Here is a 19,710-nt window from a genome sequence, read left to right as displayed (position 1 = left end):
GGGGCTGCACTGGTTTCGACGTGGGTTCGGAGTCGCTGTGGTGCATGTCGAGCTGAATGCGCTCGTTAATCAGATTCAAAAAAACTAACTGCAAACGATCAATCGTACGCACTCGCCGCTTAATTGCCGGTGACTTTGCAACAGCACGCCGATGGGCTGGGTGAAGGGTCGATGGAGCAATCCGTCGACTTCGATCTGCAAAGATAATTACATCGGCTGGTTTTTGCCCGGGTACCTTGGGTAGGAACGAGAAAATAGGGTACTGGCGTCCGATCTAGCGTGCGACTGCGCGAGTTCGGAAGCGAGATTAAAACAGATCGCTAAACATGTAGAACTGCGCGATGAAGGCTTGCGGACGGGGGTTCGAATCCCCCCAGCTCCACCATATTTGAGCGAACAAGGAACGGCAAGGGCGGAGGATTCAACCGAGCATTGCTGATTTGATGATTCGATCCATTCAAAGCTGAAGGTTGATCCTTCGGCTTTTCTTTTTTCGGGATGAAATGACTCATCGCAAGAATCGATGAGCACTCGCGTGAATTGTTCGAACTGGTCGTTGGACATGGAGAACGTAGTCCTGATGGTCGACTGATCGCTGCATTGAACGATCTCTGTGGCCGACTGAACATGGCTGGATCGAAAACGCCACTTTCATGCGGATGGTCCTCGAATCAAGTCTCGGATGCGTCGGTTCGACGCTTCGACGGATGTGAGGCTGAAATCCTTCATTCATTTTCACAACGACCTTGACGCAGTGAGAGGCATGCTTCGGAAAGCATGTCTACATGCGTAGGGTTGTTGGATAAATCTAAATTAGACTGTAGTGCGCCTTACCCCAGACGGAATTACGCCACGCGCACCGTCTCGGGCGTGCCCAGTTGGGTGAACCTGTTGAGGATCGAGACCCGCACCTGCAGCTCGGTGACCTGACGCTCGAAGTCCCGCGCCATCACTCGCTCCCCTGGTTTTTTGAAGCAGCCCATCTTGGTCTCCAAGACTGCGTCGGTGGTAGCCGCTCCATTTCTTCCAGATCGAGCGTCCTAACTCCCGAGTCGCTCTCAAGATCTCATTTCTGGTTCGGGCTCCTGCCCGGCTTTCTGCTCAAGGCCTGGCATTCCTGCGCGTTGGAATGATGGCTGTGGCTTGCCGGTGGGCAAGGGCTTCGTGACAGACTCGGGTGTCGTAGGCACCGTCGGCGCTGACCGAGTTGAGCAGCTCGTCGTGTGGAATCTGAGTAAGCAGCTGCGACAACATTGGCGCATCGCCAATGGCGTTGTCGGTCACCTCAATGGTCTGGATCTCCAGCGTCTGCGCATCTACGCCGAGGTGCACCTTGGGCCACTGACGCCGATAGTCGGCGCCGTGCTTTTTATCTTCCATTCCCCTTCGCCCAGCATTTTCACACCCTTATTGTCGACCAGAAGATGCAATCGATCTCGGCTCCGGCGTGCCGTGATAGCCACGTTCAGTGTCTTCTGACGTCTGGACAAAGTGCTGTAGTCGGGCACGTTCCAGTCGAGCTGGGCCAGCTTGAGGAGACTTTCTGCCAGACCGATGGCTTGCTTCAAGTCCAGGTCGAACATGCACTTCAAGGTCAGGCAGAACTGGATGGCCGCGTCGTTGAAAACCACAGGCCGGCCGGCGCGCCTGCTAGGTGCAGCCTGCCATTGAAGCTCGGGGTCGAGCCAGACCATCAGCGAGCCGCGACGCTTGAGCGAGTCGTTGTACCAAGGCCAGTTCGTTGTGCGGTAACTCGCCCGAGGTGGTTTGCTCATCTCCTCAGGCTACCAAGATCACACCTCAACGGAGGCCCAGAGGAGAAATTATGCAACAACGCCCTACGGCATGGAAATATGATCACCTTTCAAATCTCACGAAACACAAGAATATTTGGCAAACCATTGATCTCCCGAAGAAATTTTGTTCTATAAGGCGGCCCGAATGTTTGGGAGAATAATAATAAGAAGAATGTGTTAGGGGTCGAACCAGGTTGCAATTCGGATTTCATTTATCGCGTAACTTTTATTCATAATATGAGCTGAATAAGTCCCTGATTTCCCGCCAAAATCTGTTTCCCAATTGAGGGCAGGTGAAAGGGGCGGCCACATGCATCGAATGATCGGATCGAAGAGGGAGCACGAGCGACGCGGGACGGTCGGTTTGCATGGAAACAAGCAAGAAAGCTTTCAAGCGTGCCTTGCGATCCATGATGATCGATGCCTCGTCGTGTTCTTCGGTCATTGAAGGTCGAATGGCGCGATGACCATTTCTCGACGTGTGCTTTTTGGAAAACTCAATTCCACCCTGTTTCGAACGCTCGAATCTGCGACGGCGTTTGCCAAGCTGCGTGGAAATCCTTATGTGGAATTGACGCACTGGCTGCATCAGATTTGGCAACTCAATGACAGCGACCTGCATCGGATTCTGAGGCACCATCACGTCGATGCCAAAGTATTGGACAAAGACATGGCAATGGCGCTTGCCGCCTTGCCTGCGGATTCGACGTCGCTGATCGATTTTTCCTACCACGTCGGTTCTGTCGTCGAAAAAGCCTGGGTTCTGTCGAGCCTCGAATTCAATGAGGATCGAATTCGCGGCAGCCAATTGTTGGCAGCCATGGTCCAGACGCCCGAGTTGCGCAGTGTCTTGCTCGGCGTGTCTGGCGCATTCCAGAAGATTCCCGTGGATGCGTTGGATCAGTCGTTGTCGGGCATCTTTGTTGGTTCGCCCGAAGACAGGGAGGATGCCCACGGTGGCCCGGGCGTGAAGACGATCGCTTCGGAAAGCCGGAGCAACGTTTTCGACGAGGCTCAGGGTGTCAAGTCCGCCCTGACGGTGTACTGCAGCGATCTGACCGCACGCGCGAAGGCGGGCGGGATCGACCCTGTCGTCGGTCGCGAGCAGGAGATCGGCACGATGATCGACATTCTTCTGCGCCGCAGGCAGAACAATCCATTGCTGACCGGTGAGGCGGGGGTGGGAAAGACGGCAGTGGTGGAAGGACTGGCGCTGGCCATCGCGTCCGGTGAGGTTCCACCGATCCTGCGCGACGTCAGGCTGCTCAGTTTGGATGTGGGCGCCCTGGTGGCGGGCGCTGGCGTGCGTGGCGAATTCGAATCCCGCCTGAAGGCGTTGCTGCAGGAAGCGGATCGCTCGCCTCAACCCGTGATCCTGTTCGTGGATGAGGTTCACACGCTGATCGGGGCGGGCGGACAAGCCGGCACCGGCGATGCGGCGAACCTGCTCAAACCCGCACTGGCGCGCGGAACGCTGCGCACCGTGGGAGCCACCACATGGAGCGAATACAAGCGTCACGTCGAAAAGGATCCGGCACTGGCGCGGCGGTTTCAAGTGCTCCAGGTGATGGAGCCGGAAGAGAACGCGGCAATCGAGATGGTGCGTGGATTGGTGCCCACCTTCACTCGGCATCATGGCGTGTCCATACTGGACGAAGCCGTTCGTGCGGCCGTGATGCTGTCCCATCGGTACATCCCATCGCGTCAATTGCCCGACAAGGCGATCAGTCTGCTGGACACCGCATGCGCCCGCGTTGCCATGTCGCTCCACATGCCGCCATCGGTGGTCAGGAATCTGCGCCAGCGCAAGGCTGCGCTGGAAACCGAGCTGGAGCTCCTTGCGCAGGAAGACGCCATTGCGCAAGGCCGAGACGAGCGCCTCGAGCGCATCGCCACGGTCGAGGCACGAAGAGTCACCACGGTGGCAGATCTCGCGAATCAGGAGAAGCGGTGGCAGGAGGAGCTGGCACTCGTACAGCGCATTCACGCACTGCGTTCGACAAGTGCAAGCGATGCTGCGGAAGAGACAGTCGGATCGCCGGCCTCCACGGAATTGAGGATCCTGGAAGCGGATCTGTGCGTCCGTCAACAGGAAACATCGCTGGTTCACTGCCAGGTGGACGAGGCTGTGATCGCCGCAATCGTCGCGGACTGGACCGGAATTCCGGTCGGTCGCATGGTCCGCGACGAGGTGAGGGCGGTCCTGAACCTGCAGACGACGTTGACCTGACGGTGGACGAGGATGCCTTCAGCGGAACCAGCCCCTATCTCTTCGGCCTGGTGCTCGAACACTACCTCGCCCGTCACGTCAGCATCAACGCCTTCACCGAGACACGACTGGAGTCCATGCAGCGCGGAAGGGTGGCGAGCTGGGCGGCGCGCATGGGCACCAGGAGCATGGTGTGACGGACCGGGAAGCATCCGCGCGTTCGATGAGCGCCGTCGTCGGCGATGCGCCGGTGCGGCCGTGGCGGCATGGCTTTCTGCCGCTCGTGCGCCGGCTGGCGGCGGCCGATCCGGTCCAGCCCCCCATCGGAACGGCCCAGCGGCCGCAGCAGGAGAGCTTTCGCCTGGGCCAGCAGGCGAGCCTGGCGTTCGCGCCGCGAGAACTCGCGAAGGTGGAAATCAGGGCGGGCAGCGATCAGCGGCCGCGCGCTCACCTCAAGCTGTTCGGCCTGGGCATGCTGGGGCCTCACGGTGCCTTGCCGATCCATTTCACCGAGCTGGTGCGCGAACGCGTCGAAGCCCGACGCGACACGACGCTGGCCGACTTCATCGATCTCTTCCACCATCGCGCATTCACGCACATCTACCGTGCCTGGGCGCAGAGCCAGAGCGCGGCGGGGCTCGATCGGCCCGACGAGGAAATCTTCAGCGCCTACGTCGCCCGGCTGGCCGGAGACGAGCCGTCGGAAGTGCAGGACAGTGCGTTGGCGCCCCATGCGCGATGGGCCAGCAGCGCACATCGGGTGCGCGCGGCCCGCAATCCCGACGGCCTGGTGAGCACCTTGTCGCGCTTCTTCGGTGTCCCCGTGGCATTGCACGAGTTCGTGCTGCAGTGGATGCCCATCGAGCCGCAGGACCAGTGCGTGCTGGGTCAGCCGCGGCGTTCCAGCGTGCTGGGCGAAGGCGCCGTGGCTGGCGAGGTGGTGCCCGACCGGCAGAACCGTTTCCGGTTGGTGATCGGTCCACTCGATCTCGAGGGGTACCTGCGCCTGACGCCGCAAGGGGGAGGCTCCGGCAAGGACCTGCCCGCCCTCGTCGAGATCGTCCGCTCGTTCATCGGCTTCGAGTACCTCTGGGAGGTCGAACTGCTGATCGGCGGCGTTGCGGCGCCCCAGTGCCGGCTCGGCGACACCACGCAACTGGGCTGGTCGACCTGGATGGCGGGAGCGCGCGCCTCTCGCGGGTCGGTGACCGGCATGGTGTTCGAACCCGAAAGCTATGGCGTATGAATCCAATCAAGCAGCTGCTGAGCGCATTCGCCGGCCCGGCCTCGACCACCGAGTCGCCCGCCGCAGGCGTGGTCACCGAATTGCTGAAGCCCGTGAGCGACGCCTTTCCCTGCGGAGAAAGCCTGGAGTACGACGGCGAGTTCGCCGTGCTGCGGGCGCGCCTGGAGCCCAAGGCGGATGTGCAGTATGGCCAGTTCTCGGCGACGCCCGAGGCGCCGGACTGGGCCGAGGTCGAGCGTGATGCACGCCGGCTCCTGCTGCGCAGCAAGGACATTGCGATCCTGGTGTGGTTCGCCCGCGCGCGCTGCCGGAGCGCCGGTGCCGCCGGTCTGCTGGAGGGGTTGAGGACGTTGCAGGCCGTGTTGCAGGCGTACCCGGACCAGGTCCATCCCCAACGGGTGCTCGACGGCATGCCCGACCCGGCAGTGCGGGCCAATGCCCTGGCCGCGCTGTGCGACCCGGAAGGCCTGTTGGACGACTTGCGCGACGTCGTCGTGAGCGGGAGTACCGCGTTCCGCCTGACGGTGCGTGACGTCGAGCGTGCCTTCGCCAAGCCTCGCCAGCCCTATGCGCCCGAACCCGGCAGCGTCAAACGCCAACTGGCCGATCTGCATGCCAAGGGCGACGGCGTGCTGCATGCGCTGTTGGCATGCGGCAACTGCGTGCTCGGAATCAACCACTGGAGCAAGTCGTCGCTCGAGGACGACGCGCCCGATCTGGGCCCTCTCCTGCGGCTGTTGGCCTCGCTGGCTTCCTTCGCCGAGGCCTCGCCGACGGTCGAGCGGCTGCAGGCCGAGTCCGTGGAGCCGGATGCCGCCCTGTCGCGCGCCACGTCCTTCTCTCAAGAGCATGCGCTGTTGCCTGTCGTGGACGCCGACGGACGGATGGTCGACGGGTTTCATGCGCACGTGCCGGCCATCCCGGCTCGCGCCGACGTGCTGCAGGAGCGCGAACAGATCCGTGCCTTGCTGTTGCAGGTCCGGCGCTGGGTCGAACACCATGAGCCGAGCAGTCCGGTCACGATCCTGCTCAAGCAGGCGGATCGCATGTGGGGCAAGCGCTTCTCGGAAGTGGCGCACATGATTCCCTCGGACCTGATGCGGGTCTGGGACCAGGAGGACTGACGGAGGAAAAACCGATGCCGATCGGCGCGGGCTCAGCGTGCCGGCGGTGCCCCTTCGAGGGCCCGGCCCGGGGCTATAGTCGGCTCCGCGCGCCCGTGCGCCGGACCACTTCCAGGAGCCCCATTCCATGAAAAACGCAACTTCCATTCCGGGCTGGCGCGTGGTCGCCGCCGCGGTCTTCTGCCTGTCCACCGCGGCCGTCGCGCCGCTGCACGCGGCATCGATGGCGCCGGTCGCGGCGGAGAACGGCATGGTCGTCACGGCCCAGCAGCTCGCCACGCGGGTCGGCGTCGACGTGCTGCGGCGCGGCGGCAACGCCGTCGACGCGGCCGTGGCGGTGGGCTACGCCCTGGCGGTGGTCTATCCGGCGGCCGGCAACCTCGGCGGCGGCGGCTTCATGACGGCCCAGCTCGCCGACGGCCGCAAGACCTTCCTGGACTTCCGCGAGAAGGCACCGCTGGCCGCGACCCCCGACATGTACCTCGACAAGGACGGCAACGTGATCAAGGGCCTGAGCACGAACGGCCACCTGGCCGTGGGCGTGCCCGGCACGGTGTCGGGACTCGAACTCGCCCGCGAGCGCTACGGCACGATGTCGCGCGCCGCGCTGATCGCGCCGGCCATCGCCCTGGCCGACAAGGGCTTCACGCTCGACCAGGGCGACATCGACATGCTGGCCACCGCGACGGCCGACTTCCGGAAGGACGCCGACAGCGGCGCGATCTTCCTGAACAAGGGGGAGCCCTTCGCGGTCGGCCAGAAGCTGGTGCAGAAGGACCTCGCCCGCACGCTGCGCGCCATCAGCCGGCAGGGCCCCGACGGCTTCTACAAGGGCAAGGTCGGCGCCGCCATCGTGGCGTCCAGCCAGGCGGGCAAGGGCATCATCACGCAGGCCGACCTCGATCAGTACCGCACGCGCGAGCTCGCCCCGGTGGAGTGCGACTACCGCGGCCATCGCGTGATCTCGGCGCCGCCGCCGAGCTCGGGCGGCGTGGTGATCTGCGAGATGCTCAACATCCTCGAGGGCTATCCGCTGAAAGACCTGGGCTTCCGCTCGGCGCAGTCGGTGCACTACCAGATCGAGGCCATGCGCCACGCCTACGTCGACCGCAACAGCTACCTGGGCGACCCGGACTTCGTGAAGAACCCGCTCGATCGCCTGCTCGACAAGGGCTATGCCGAGAAGGTCCGCGCGGCCATCGACCCGAACAAGGCCGGCGTCTCCAGGGACATCAAGCCCGGCGTCGCGCCGCACGAGGGCAGCAACACCACACACTACTCGATCACCGACAAGTGGGGCAACGCGGTGTCGGTCACCTACACGCTCAACGACTGGTTCGGCGCCAAGGTGATGGCCTCGGGCACCGGCGTGCTGCTCAACAACGAGATGGACGACTTCACGTCCAAGATCGGCGTGCCCAACCTCTACGGCCTGGTGCAGGGCGAGGCGAACGCCATCGCGCCGGGCAAGCGGCCGCTGAGCTCCATGAGCCCGACCATCGTCAGCAAGGACGGCGCGCCGGTCTTCGTGGTCGGCACGCCCGGCGGCAGCCGGATCATCACCGCCGTGCTGCACACCATCCTCAACGTCGTCGACTACGGGATGAACGTGCAGGAGGCCGTCGACGCGCCGCGCTTCCACCAGCAGTGGCTGCCCGACGTCACCAACGTCGAGACCTTCGCGCTCAGCCCCGACACGCGGGCGCTGCTGGTCGGCATGGGCCACAACCTGGGCGTGCCGCAGCCGGCCAACCACGTGGCGGCGATCATCGTCGGCGCGCCGGCCCTGGGCGGCAAGCCGGTCGGCCGGAACCGCTTCTATGGCGCCAACGACCCGCGCCGCAACAGCGGCCTGGCGCTGGGCTACTGACACCGAAACAGACCGAAGAACGAACCACCGACGATGCAGCTGCAGGAACTTCTCTATACCCAGGGCTTCGGCACCCGCCGCGTGTGCGCGGGACTCGTCCAGCAGGGCTTCGTGAGCGTCGAGGGCGCCACCGTGCGCGATCCGTTCGCCGACGTCGAGGCGCGCGAGGGCCTGCCCTTCGTCGTCCAGGGCACGCCGTGGGAGTACCACGACAAGGCCTACCTCCTGCTGCACAAGCCCGCCGGCACCGAGTGCTCGCAGAAGCCCTCGACCTACCCGAGCATCTACACGTTGCTGCCGTCGCCCTTGCGCCTGCGCCCCAACAAGGGCGCGGTGCAGGGCGTGCAGGCCATCGGGCGCCTCGACCAGGACACCACCGGACTGCTGCTGCTGACCGACGACGGCCAGTTCATCCACCGCATGGGCTCGCCCAAGCACCACGTGCCGAAGGTCTACGAGGTGACGGCCAAGCATCCGGTCGATGCCTCGCAGGCCGAGCGGCTGCTGGCCGGCGTGGTGCTCGACGACGACCCGAAGCCCGTGCGCGCCGCCGCCTGCGAGGCCGTCGCGCCGCTGCACCTGCGCCTCACACTCACCGAGGGCAAGTACCACCAGGTCAAGCGCATGCTGGCGGCGGTGGGCAACCGCGTCGAGGCGCTGCACCGCTCGCGCATCGGCGATCTCGGCCTCGACGCGGGCCTGGCGCCCGGCCAGTGGCGCTGGCTCGCGGCCTCGGAGGTCGAGGCCCTGCGCACCTTCGGCCGATCCTGAAATCCGGCGGTCAGCCAGGGTTCACCGCCGGGCGTTAAGCTGCCTCTTTTTCCCTCCCTCGCGGACTTTTTCCCTTGCGCTTCTCCTTCCCGACCCACGCCCGCGCCGCGGCCGTCCTGCTGGCGGCCTGCGCGGCCGTCTCGTCCTTCGCCGCGCCGCCCGCCACCGTCGCCCCGGCGCCCGTCGCGTCGGCCGCCACGGCCACCCCCGCCGCGCCCGCGACGGCGTCGCGCCACCCGCTGTTCGTGCTCAATTCGCTCGACGCCAGCGTCAGCGTGATCGACCCGGTCACCTGGACCGAGAAGCAGCGCATCCCCACCGGCAAGGAGCCGCACCACATCTACATGACGCCCGACGAGCGCTCGGTGATCGTGGCCAACTCCGCCGGCGACTCGCTGACCTTCTTCGATCCGCGCACGGCCGAGGTCCAGCGCACGGTCTACGGGATCATCGACCCCTACCAGCTGCAGTTCTCGCGCGACATGAAGTGGTTCGTGACCGCCGCCAACCGGCTCGACCACGTCGACATCTACCGCTGGGACGGCAAGGACCTGAAGCTCGCCAAGCGCATCGTCACGGGCAAGACGCCCAGCCACATCTGGATCGACGCGGCCAGCACGGTGGCCTACGTGACGATGCAGGACAGCAACGAGCTGATCGCCGTCGACCTCGCCACGCAGACCGTGCGCTGGCGCGTGGCCACGGGCAACATGCCGGCCGACATCTTCGGCGTCAACAACGACAAGACCCTGCTGGTGGGCCTCACCGGCAGCGACAACGTGCAGATCTTCGACGTCTCCGGCGCCCAGCCCAAGGCGATCGGCAACATCCCCACCGGCAAGGGTGCGCACGCGTTCCGCGCGGCCGGCGACGGGCGCGGCGTGTTCGTCAGCAACCGCGCGGGCAACAGCATCAGCCGCATCGACCTGAAGACCCTGCAGGTCACCGACACCTATCCCGTGCCCGGCGGCCCGGACTGCATGGACGTCTCGGCCGACGGCAAGCTGCTCTACGTCACCTCGCGCTGGGCCAAGAAGCTCAGCATCGTCGACCTGACGACCCGCCAGGTGGTGCGCCAGATCAACGTCGGCCGTTCGCCGCACGGCGTCTGGACGATCGACCACGCCAAGCGATGAGCACGACCACGCGGCGGCACGGCCTCGCGCTGCTGCTGTGCGGCGCGGTCCTGGGCGCGCTCGCGCCGGCCGCCGGTGCGGCCGACGCGTGCGCCAAGCCGCTCTACCTGACCTTCGACACCGGCCACATGGGCGTCGCGCCGCTGATCGCCGAGGTGCTGGCGCGCCAGCAGGTGCGCGTGACCTTCTTCGGCGCCGCCGAGCGTACCCGCACCGACGGCGACAGCCTCGACGACCACTGGGCGCCGTGGTGGAAGGCGAGGGCGGCTGAGGGCCACGAGTTCGCCTCCCACACCTACGACCACGTCTACTGGCGCGGCGACGCGCCCGGCGCGGAGCCGCGCTTCCGTGTGCGCCCCTCGGCCGGCCCGAACGCGGGCCGCGACTTCACATGGAGCGCGGCGCAGTACTGCGCGGACGTCGCCAAGGCCAGCGAACGCCTGGCGCGCATCACCGGCAAGAAGCCACTGCCGCTGTTCCGCGCGCCCGGCGGCAAGACCTCGCCGAAGCTGCTCGCGGCGGCCCGGGCCTGCGGCTACGCCCACGTCGGCTGGGCGCCGGCGGGCTTCCTGGGCGACGAACTGCCGAGCGAGAAGTTCGGCAACGAGCGACTGCTGCGCCAGGCGCTCGACAACGTGCGTGCCGGCGACATCCTGATCGCGCACCTGGGCATCTGGTCGCGCCAGGACCCGTGGGCGCCGGCCGTGCTGGAGCCGCTGGTCGCGGGTCTGAAGGCCAAGGGCTTCTGCTTCCGCACGCTGCGCGAGCATCCCGACTACACGGCGTGGATCGCCGCGCATCCCTGAGGACGAGGGCAAGACGATGGAGTGGATCACCGACCAGTTCGTGGCGCTGCAGCAGTGGGTGTTCGAGGCCGCCGTGCAGCCGCTGGTCTACGCCGTGGGCCTGGGCGGTTGGGGCGAGGACGCCTTCGACGCCACCGGCTGGCTGCTGATCGGGCTGATCGAGGTGCTGGTGCTGCTGGCCGTCATCGGGCCGCTGCAGCGTTGGCGGCCGGCCGAGGCGGTGAGCGACCGCCGCGCCATCCGCACCGACGTGATCTACACCCTGATCCACCGCCTGGGCGTGTTCCGCCTGGCGATGTTCTTCCTGCTGCAGCCGGTCTTCGACCACGGCCTGGGCTTCCTGCGCTCGCAGGGCTGGGGCACGCTGCACATCGACGAGCTGGTGCCGGGCGTCACCGACATCCCCTGGGTGTCGTTCGTGATGTACGTGGTGGTGCTCGACTTCGTCGAGTACCTGATCCATCGGGGCCAGCACCGCTTCGAGTGGTGGTGGAGCCTGCATTCGCTGCACCACTCGCAGCGCCAGATGACGATGTGGAGCGACAACCGCAACCACCTGCTCGACAGCATCCTGCACGACGCGATCATCGTGATCGTGGCGCAGCTCATCGGCGTGGCGCCGGGCCAGTTCATCGCGCTGGTGATGTTCACCCAGCTCAGCGAGAGCCTGCAGCACGCCAACCTGCGGCTGTCCTTCGGCCGCGTCGGCGAGCGGCTGTGGGTCAGCCCGCGCTTCCACCGCACGCACCACCGCATCGCCGCGGCGAAGGGCAGCAACTACGGCGTGCTGCTGCCGTGGTGGGACATCCTGCTGCGCACCGGCGACTTCCGCGCCACCTACGAGCCCACCGGCATCATCGACCAGGTCGAGCCCGATGCGCAGGGCCGCGTGCGCGACTACGGGCGCGGCTTCTGGTCGCAGCAGTGGCTCGGGCTGCGGCGCATCGTCGGGCGCGGCTGAAGACCGGGCGCAGCGCGACGTTATCCTCCGAACCCCATGCGTCTCCTCGTCGATTCCTTCTGGCGCGCCGCCGCCTACTGCATGCTGCCGCGCGTGATCGTGCTGTCGCTGATCCCGTTGGCCGTGATGGGGGTGGTGGCCGTCGGCCTCGGTTACTTCTACTGGGCCGCGGCCGTCGAATGGACGCGCGGCGCCCTCGATGCCTGGCCCCTGCTGGCGAGCTTCTGGGGCTGGCTGGGGAGTCTGTTCTCCGCCGACGTGACCTCCGTATTGGCGCCGCTGGTGATGGTGCTGGTCGCCACCCCGGTCATCGTGCTGGCGGTGCTGCTGGTCGTCGCCGCGTTCATGGCGCCGGCGCTCACGCGCCTGGTCGCGCAGCGGCGCTTTCCCGGGCTGGAGGAGAAGAAGGGCGCCTCGCTCGTCGGCAGCGTCGCCCGCTCGGTCGGCCTCACGCTGCTGGCGCTGGTGGCCCTGCTCGTGTCGATGCCGCTGTGGCTGATCCCGCCCCTGGTGCTGATCCTGCCGCCGCTGATCTGGGGCTGGCTGACCTACCGCGTCATGAGCTTCGACGCCCTGGCCGAGCACGCGAGCGCCGAGGAACGGACCGTGCTGCTGCGCACCCATCGCCTGCCCCTGCTGGGCATCGGCGTGCTGTCGGGCCTGCTCGGCGCTGCGCCGAGCATCGTCTGGGCCTCGGGCGTCGTGTTCGCGGCCGCCTTCTTCGTGCTCGTGCCGCTGGCGATCTGGATCTACACGCTGGTGTTCGCCTTCTCGGCGCTGTGGTTCGCCCATTACACGCTCGACGCGCTGGCCCGCTTGCGGGCACGGCGCGCGATCGACGACAGGGCAGCGGTGCCGGCATCGGCGATTCCGCAACCGGCGATCGCGACATCCGCCGCGCCTTCCATCTCCCCATCCGCCTCCGGCGACGCGCCTGGCGCCGCCCATCCAAGGAACCTCCCATGAGCCGCAACTTCGGCCTGATCGTCATCGGCGACGAGATCCTCTCCGGCAAGCGCGTCGACAAGCACATGCCCAAGGTCATCGAACTGCTCGCCGCGCGCGGCCTGCAACTGGCCTGGGCCGAGTACGTCGGCGACGTGCCCGAGCGCATCACCGCCGCGCTGGCGCGCGCCTTCGCCTCGGGCGACGTCGTCTTCTCGACCGGCGGCATCGGCGCCACGCCGGACGACCACACGCGCCAGTGCGCGGCGGCGGCGCTCGGCGTCGACCTCGCCCTGCATCCCGAGGCCAAGGCGCTGATCCAGGAACGCATCCAGGACACCGCCCGGGAACAGGGCACGGCCTACGAACCCGACCGCCCCGACAACGTGCATCGCCTGAACATGGGCACGTTCCCGGTCGGCGCGCGGATCATCGCCAACCCCTACAACAAGATTCCCGGCTTCAGCGTCGGCGACGTGCATTTCGTGCCCGGCTTTCCGGTCATGGCCTGGCCGATGGTCGAGTCGGTGCTCGACACCCGCTACGCGCACCTGTTCGCGCAAGGGCAAGCGATCGAGAAGTCGGTCATCGTCTACGGCGCCATGGAAGCCACGCTCACGCCGCTGATGGAAGCCGTCGAGGCGGCGCATCCGGGCATCAAGGTGTTCAGCCTGCCGAGCGTCGACCACCCGCAGCACGGGCGCCACATCGAACTCGGCGTCAAGGGCGATCCGGAGCGCGTGCATCCCGCCTATGCCCAGCTCGTCGAAGGTCTGCACGGTTTCGATGCGCGTCTGGGCCCCGAGTTGGTGCGATGATCCGGATGCACCAATATGGATTTTTCTTGACCGATCCGTTGCACCGTACCGGCGCCCGACGCCCGGACGCGCAGGCCCTGCTGCCAATGGCATAGAACCTGCATTCCCCTCGACCTGTATTTCACTCACCCCCCAACCAGGAGAAATTGATGGCAAAGACCGTCGCCGACGTACTCAAGCTCGTGAAGGACAACGAGGTCAAGTTCGTCGACTTCCGCTTCACGGACACCCGTGGCAAAGAACAGCACGTGACCGTGCCGGTTTCGCATTTCGACGAAGACAAGTTCACCTCGGGCCACGCGTTCGACGGCTCGTCCATCGCCGGCTGGAAGGGGATCGAGGCCTCGGACATGCAGCTCATGCCCGACCCGAACACCGCCAACATCGATCCCTTCTTCGAAGAGACGACGATGATCCTGACCTGCGACGTCATCGATCCGGCCGACGGCAAGGCCTACGAGCGCGATCCGCGTTCGCTCGCCAAGCGCGCCGAGGCGTACATGAAGGCCTCCGGCCTGGGCGACACCGCCTACTTCGGACCGGAACCCGAATTCTTCGTCTTCGATAGCGTCCGCTGGAAGAACGACATGTCGGGCTGCTTCGTGAAGATCGATTCCGAAGAAGCCTCGTGGAACACCGACAAGGAATACGAGCACGGCAACACGGGCCACCGCCCGGCCGTCAAGGGCGGCTACTTCCCGGTGCCCCCGGTCGACAGCGCGCAGGACATGCGCTCGGAGATGTGCCTGGTGCTCGAAGCCCTCGGCATCCCGGTCGAGGTGCATCACCACGAAGTGGCCAACGCCGGCCAGATGGAACTCGGCACCAAGTTCAGCACGCTGATCCAGCGCGCCGACTGGGTCCAGCTGCAGAAGTACGTGATCCACAACGTGGCCCACGCCTACGGCAAGACCGCCACCTTCATGCCCAAGCCCATCGTCGGCGACAACGGCTCGGGCATGCACGTGCACCAGTCGGTCTGGAAGGACGGCAAGAACCTGTTCGCCGGCGACGGCTACGCGGGCCTGTCGGAATTCGCGCTGCACTACATCGGCGGCATCATCAAGCACGGCCGCGCGCTCAACGCGATCACCAACCCCGGCACCAACAGCTACAAGCGCCTGGTGCCCGGCTACGAAGCCCCGGTGAAGCTGGCCTACTCGGCCAAGAACCGCTCGGCCTCGATCCGCATCCCGTTCGTGGCCAACCCCAAGGGCCGCCGCGTCGAGGCGCGCTTCCCCGATCCGCTGATGAACCCGTACCTCGGTTTCGCCGCACTGCTGATGGCCGGCCTCGACGGCGTCGAGAACAAGATCGATCCGGGCGAAGCCGCGACCAAGGACCTCTACCATCTGCCGCCGGAAGAAGACGCCCTGATTCCGACCGTCTGCCACAGCCTCGACCAGGCGCTGGAATACCTCGACAAGGACCGCGCGTTCCTGACCAAGGGTGGCGTGTTCACCGATTCGTACATCGATGCCTACATCGAGCTCAAGATGCAGGAAGTCACGCGCTTCCGCATGGCGACGCACCCGTGCGAATTCGACATGTACTACTCGCTCTGATCGACCCCGCGCCGACGCCGCTTCCGGGCGGCCCGGCGTCGGCGACGGACCTTGCGAAAGACGGCTGCGGCCGTCTTTTTCTTTGGGCGGGAACGCGGTCCCGGGCGGGTGCTCGAATTGGCTGAGAATGTTCCGTCGCCCTCACTTCCTCCCTTGCCCATGAAGATTCCATCTCCGCTCTTTCTCCTGCTGGCGGCACCGCTCGCCACGCTGCCCGCGCAGGCCCAGGAACAGGTCTGGCGCTGCGGCAACGAATACACCAACAACGCCGCGCAGGCGAAACAGCGCGGCTGCAAGGTGATGGAGGGCGGCAACGTCACGGTGGTGCAGACGCCGCGCGCGCCGCAGGCGAGTCCGTCCGCCGGCGGTGCCAGCTCGGCCGCCCGTGGCAGTTCGCCCGCGGGCGGCCCGCGCGTCGAGGGCGCCGACCAGCGCGCCCGCGACGGCGAGGCCCGCTCGGTGCTGCAGTCGGAACTGCGCCGGGCCGAATCGCGCCAGGCCGAACTGCTGCGCGACTTCAACAACGGCGAGCCCGAGAAGCAGGGCGGCGAGGCCCGCAACTACCAGAAGTACCTCGACCGCGTGGAGCAGATGAAGGCCGAGATCGCCCGCAACGAGAGCGACATCGCCGGCATCCGCCGCGAACTCGGTCGGCTGCCCGCCGGTGCGGCGCCCTGAGATGGCGTTCGGCAAGATCTCCGGCCCGCCCCGGCGCTTCCAGCCCTTCGACCTGCTCGCCACGCTGATCGCGGTGGTCAAGCGCGACGGCTCGGTGCTGTTCGCCAACGCGGCGCTGGAGGACGTGCTGGGCACCTCGCGCCGCACGCTCGAAGGCTCGCAGTTCGGCGCCTGCTTCCAGGAGCCGCAGGTGCTGCGCACCGCCCTCGAGGGCGCCAGCACCAACGACTTCGCGACCCTGCGCTACGAGGCCTTCCTGCGCCGCGTCAGCCACGACCTGCTGCCGGTGCAGGTCACGCTGGCGCAGACCGACCGCCGGGGCGAACTGATCGTCGAGCTGTCGCCGCTCGAGCACCAGGCCCGGCAGGACCGCGAGGAACGCCTGATCGACCAGGCCCAGGCCAACAAGGAACTGATCCGCAACCTCGCGCACGAGATCAAGAACCCGCTGGGCGGCATCCGTGGCGCCGCGCAGCTGCTGCAGATGGAGGTCGAGTCGCGCGACCTCATCGAGTACACGCAGGTCATCATCCACGAGGCCGACCGGCTCCAGACGCTGGTCGATCGCCTGCTCGCGCCGCACCGCCGACCGCACGTGGTGGGCGACGTCAACATCCACGAGGTGTGCGAGCGGGTGCGCTCGGTGATCCTGGCGGAGTTCCCGCGCGACCTTCACATCGAGCGCGACTTCGACGTCTCCATCCCGGAGTTCCGCGGCGACCGCGAGCAGCTCATCCAGGCCACGCTCAACATCGTCCACAACGCCGCGCAGGCGCTGACCGAACGCCGTGCCGCAGGCGACGCCCGCATCACGCTCAAGACGCGCGTCGCGCGACAGGTGATCTTCAACAAGCAGTGGTATCGATTGGCACTGGAATTGCATGTCATCGACAACGGTCCCGGTGTGCCGAGCGACATCAAGGACCGCATCTTCTATCCGCTCGTCTCGGGCAGGGAAGGTGGCACCGGACTCGGACTGACACTGGCGCAGACCTTCGTGCAGCAGCACCATGGGGTCATCGAATGCGACAGCGTCCCGGGCCGGACCGATTTCAAGTTATTGATACCGCTGCCCTAGCAGCAAGGCGACAAGGAGCTGCATGAAGCCGATCTGGATAGTAGACGACGACCAATCCATCCGCTTCGTGCTGGAGAAGGCGCTCCTGCGCGAAGACCTGCCGACCCGCAGCTTCACCAACACGCGCGACGTGATCGCCGCGCTCGACGCGGCCAACGGCGACGAGTCGCTCGGCCCCCAGGTGCTGGTGAGCGACATCCGCATGCCCGGCGGTTCGGGCCTCGACCTGCTCGACAAGATCAAGGCCCGCCATCCCGGCCTGCCCGTGATCATCATGACGGCGTTCTCCGACCTCGACAGCGCCGTCTCGGCGTTCCAGGGCGGCGCCTTCGAATACCTGCCCAAGCCCTTCGACCTGCCGCGCGCCGTCGAGCTCATCCGCCGCGCCGTCGACGAGAGCCAGCGCGAGGAGGTGGCCGAGGAACGCATGGCCGCCGCGCCCGAGATGCTCGGACAGGCGCCTGCCATGCAGGACGTCTTCCGGGCCATCGGCCGGCTCTCGCAGAGCAACGTCACGGTGCTCATCACGGGCGAGTCGGGTTCGGGCAAGGAGCTGGTGGCGCGCGCATTGCACAAGCACTCGCCGCGCACCGACGGCCCGTTCGTCGCCATCAACACCGCCGCGATCCCCAAGGACCTGCTGGAGAGCGAACTCTTCGGCCACGAGCGCGGCGCCTTCACCGGTGCGCAGACCATGCGGCGCGGCCGCTTCGAGCAGGCCGAGGGCGGCACGCTGTTCCTCGACGAGATCGGCGACATGCCCTTCGACCTGCAGACGCGCCTGCTGCGCGTGCTCAGCGACGGGCACTTCTACCGCGTGGGCGGCCACAACTCGGTCAAGGCCAACGTGCGCGTCATCGCCGCCACGCACCAGGACCTCGAGCAGCGCGTGAAGCTCGGCGGCTTCCGCGAGGACCTGTTCCACCGCCTGAACGTGATCCGCCTGCGCCTGCCGGCCCTGCGCGAGCGCGGCGAGGACGTGCCCGCGCTCACGCGCCATTTCCTGCAGGAAAGCGCCAAGCAGCTCGGCGTCGAGCCCAAGCGCATCTCCGACGCGGCGCTGGTGCAGCTCGCGACCTTCGCGTTCCCGGGCAACGTGCGCCAGCTGGAGAACATCTGCCACTGGCTGACCGTGATGGCGCCGGCGCAGCTCATCGAGGTGAAGGACCTGCCGCCCGAAGTCATGGCGGTCGCGCACGTGGAAGCCACGGCGCCGCCACAGCACGCACCGGCGGCACCATCCTTGATGAATGCCCAGGCCGTGCCGATGACGTCGGCCGTTCCGGCCGTGTCTCCGGTGGACGTGCCGCCGATGCCGCTCGCGAGCGACATCGCACTGTCCGGTGCCGCGCCGTCCGCTCCGGTGGCGATCGTGCCCGACGCCGGTGGCGCCATCGGCGGCGACACGGTCGTCGACGTCGGTCCGTCGACCTGGGAGAGCGGCCTCGAACGCGAGGCGCAGACATTGCTCGCCGCCGGCCGCCACGACGTCTGGGACGCGCTGTCGCGCCGCTTCGAGTCGCGCCTCATCCTGACCGCGCTGGCCAACACGCGCGGCCGTCGCATCGAGGCCGCGCAGAAGCTCGGCATCGGGCGCAACACCATCACGCGCAAGATCCAGGAACTCGGCCTGGAGTAGGCGCGACGGCGGACGTGCCGAGGGCTCAGCCGGCGGCCGGATCGATCTCGACCGTCACCGGCGCGTGGTCGCTGGGTTTCTCCCATTTGCGCGGCACGCGATCGATCGTGCAGGCCGCCACGCGCGGCACCACCGGCGTGCTGGCCAGGATGTGGTCGATGCGCAGACCGCGGTTCTTGGGATAGCCCAGCATCCGGTAGTCCCACCACGAGTAGCTCTTGTCGGGCTGGTCGAACAGGCGGAAGGTGTCCGCGAGTCCCAGGTCGAGCAGGGCCTTGAACTGATCGCGCTCCAGGGTCGAGTGGTGGATCGTCTCGCGCAGGCCGTCGGGGTCGAAGCTGTCCCGGTCCTCCGGCGTGATGTTGAAGTCGCCCAGCAGCACCAGATCGGGATGGGCGACCAGTTCGGCGCGCAGCCAGTCGTGCAGCGCTTCGAGCCACTTCATCTTGTAGATGAACTTCTCGCTGTCCAACGACTGCCCGTTGACGAAGTAGCCGTTGACGATGCGCAGCGGCCCGCGCGCCGTGTCGACCGTCGCGCTGATGACGCGCGAATGCTCGTCCGTGAAGCCGCCGATGTTGCGCGCGACGTCGCGCAGGGGCGTGCGGCTCAGGATCGCGACGCCGTTGTAGGTCTTCTGGCCGAAGACGGCGGCCTCGTAGCCGGCCGCCGCGAGCACCTCCAAGGGAAACTTGTCGTCGCTCATCTTGAGCTCCTGCAGGCACAGCACGTCGACCGGATTGGTGGCGAGCCAGTCGAGCACGTGCTGCAGGCGGGCGGTGAGGGAGTTGACGTTCCAGGTGGCGATTTTCATGACATGGCAGGAGTCGTCGTGCCGCGAGACGGTTCGCGGTTGCGGGACGCTCGCAGGCCAAAATCCTAACCAGATTCGACGGCGGCCCGCCGCGACGAAAAAAGCCGCGGCAGGGTGCCGCGGCTTTCGCAGGGGAGGGGCGGTCCGACGGCCGCGGTCTCTCAGTTGATGTTGGCGACGCCGAGCTGGAAGGGACGACCCGGGAGCTTGTGGGAGCCGGCGTACTCGAACTGAGCGCCGTTGAGCGGAGCGCA

General features: G+C 66.6%; 15 protein-coding genes, 1 other RNA gene and 2 pseudogenes. 16 read left to right on the top strand and 2 right to left on the bottom strand.

What is annotated here, in order from left to right; translation table 11 throughout:
* Nucleotides 1-385, top strand: a transfer-messenger RNA (tmRNA) gene (ssrA, locus tag ABID77_RS10485).
* 460 nt (nt 386-845) lie between these two features.
* On the opposite strand, the pseudogene ABID77_RS10480 reads toward ssrA, so the two are convergent.
* Nucleotides 846-1,775, bottom strand: a pseudogene (locus tag ABID77_RS10480) (IS5 family transposase).
* 484 nt (nt 1,776-2,259) lie between these two features.
* On the opposite strand from ABID77_RS10480, the gene ABID77_RS10475 reads away from it, so the two are divergent.
* The 15 genes and pseudogenes from ABID77_RS10475 (at nt 2,260) to ntrC (ending at nt 18,642) form a co-directional block, all read left to right on the top strand.
* Complete coding sequence (locus tag ABID77_RS10475) at nt 2,260-4,026, top strand: AAA family ATPase (RefSeq protein WP_429594859.1); 1,767 nt, start codon at nt 2,260-2,262, stop codon at nt 4,024-4,026.
* A pseudogene (locus tag ABID77_RS10470) lies at nt 4,023-4,202 on the top strand (type VI secretion system baseplate subunit TssF); the annotation flags it as partial. The gene ABID77_RS10475 and the pseudogene ABID77_RS10470, both read left to right, overlap by 4 nt.
* 26 nt (nt 4,203-4,228) lie before the next feature.
* Nucleotides 4,229-5,251: a type VI secretion system baseplate subunit TssG gene (tssG, locus tag ABID77_RS10465; RefSeq protein ID WP_429594857.1), complete on the top strand. Its 1,023-nt coding sequence runs from the start codon at nt 4,229-4,231 to the stop codon at nt 5,249-5,251.
* Nucleotides 5,248-6,375, top strand: coding sequence for an ImpA family type VI secretion system protein (locus tag ABID77_RS10460; protein ID WP_429594854.1), 1,128 nt, complete (start codon nt 5,248-5,250; stop codon nt 6,373-6,375). The genes tssG and ABID77_RS10460 overlap by 4 nt, the downstream gene beginning before the upstream one ends.
* A gap of 127 nt (nt 6,376-6,502) precedes the next feature.
* Nucleotides 6,503-8,245, top strand: a complete 1,743-nt coding sequence (gene ggt / locus ABID77_RS10455; protein WP_429594851.1) for a gamma-glutamyltransferase — start codon at nt 6,503-6,505, stop codon at nt 8,243-8,245.
* 33 nt (nt 8,246-8,278) lie between these two features.
* Nucleotides 8,279-9,016 (top strand): pseudouridine synthase, encoded by a 738-nt coding sequence (locus tag ABID77_RS10450; RefSeq protein ID WP_429594849.1) that lies wholly within the window; start codon nt 8,279-8,281, stop codon nt 9,014-9,016.
* Nucleotides 9,017-9,090: 74 nt separating this feature from the next.
* On the top strand, nt 9,091-10,152 hold the full coding sequence (locus ABID77_RS10445) for a YncE family protein (RefSeq protein WP_429594846.1): 1,062 nt from the start codon (nt 9,091-9,093) through the stop codon (nt 10,150-10,152).
* On the top strand, nt 10,149-10,958 hold the full coding sequence (locus ABID77_RS10440; RefSeq protein WP_429594843.1) for a polysaccharide deacetylase family protein: 810 nt from the start codon (nt 10,149-10,151) through the stop codon (nt 10,956-10,958). Before ABID77_RS10445 ends, ABID77_RS10440 begins: the two co-directional genes overlap by 4 nt.
* Nucleotides 10,959-10,974: 16 nt before the next feature.
* Nucleotides 10,975-11,919, top strand: coding sequence for a sterol desaturase family protein (locus ABID77_RS10435; RefSeq protein ID WP_429594840.1), 945 nt, complete (start codon nt 10,975-10,977; stop codon nt 11,917-11,919).
* Between the two features lie 36 nt (nt 11,920-11,955).
* On the top strand, nt 11,956-12,885 hold the full coding sequence (locus tag ABID77_RS10430) for an EI24 domain-containing protein (protein WP_429594837.1): 930 nt from the start codon (nt 11,956-11,958) through the stop codon (nt 12,883-12,885).
* Complete coding sequence (locus ABID77_RS10425; protein WP_429594834.1) at nt 12,882-13,682, top strand: competence/damage-inducible protein A; 801 nt, start codon at nt 12,882-12,884, stop codon at nt 13,680-13,682. Before ABID77_RS10430 ends, ABID77_RS10425 begins: the two co-directional genes overlap by 4 nt.
* Before the next feature lie 149 nt (nt 13,683-13,831).
* Entirely contained in the window at nt 13,832-15,247 is a 1,416-nt protein-coding gene (gene glnA / locus ABID77_RS10420; RefSeq protein WP_429594831.1) for a type I glutamate--ammonia ligase, read from the top strand.
* A gap of 159 nt (nt 15,248-15,406) precedes the next feature.
* Nucleotides 15,407-15,925 (top strand): hypothetical protein, encoded by a 519-nt coding sequence (locus tag ABID77_RS10415; protein ID WP_429594829.1) that lies wholly within the window; start codon nt 15,407-15,409, stop codon nt 15,923-15,925.
* A 1-nt stretch (nt 15,926) separates the two neighbouring features.
* Nucleotides 15,927-17,003 carry a nitrogen regulation protein NR(II) gene (gene glnL, locus ABID77_RS10410; RefSeq protein WP_429594826.1) on the top strand — a complete coding sequence of 359 codons (1,077 nt, stop codon included), beginning with the start codon at nt 15,927-15,929 and terminating at the stop codon, nt 17,001-17,003.
* A 22-nt stretch (nt 17,004-17,025) separates the two neighbouring features.
* On the top strand, nt 17,026-18,642 hold the full coding sequence (gene ntrC / locus ABID77_RS10405) for a nitrogen regulation protein NR(I) (RefSeq protein ID WP_429594823.1): 1,617 nt from the start codon (nt 17,026-17,028) through the stop codon (nt 18,640-18,642).
* Nucleotides 18,643-18,667: 25 nt separating this feature from the next.
* Here the strand turns inward: ntrC and xth are convergent, their stop codons facing one another.
* Nucleotides 18,668-19,456, bottom strand: a complete 789-nt coding sequence (gene xth / locus ABID77_RS10400; RefSeq protein WP_429594821.1) for an exodeoxyribonuclease III — start codon at nt 19,454-19,456, stop codon at nt 18,668-18,670.
* Between the last annotated feature and the right edge of the window lie 254 nt (nt 19,457-19,710).

Source organism: Variovorax sp. PvP013 (assembly GCF_050435945.1).
GTDB lineage: Bacteria > Pseudomonadota > Gammaproteobacteria > Burkholderiales > Burkholderiaceae_C > Variovorax.
This window is presented reverse-complemented; position numbering and strand designations above follow the sequence as displayed.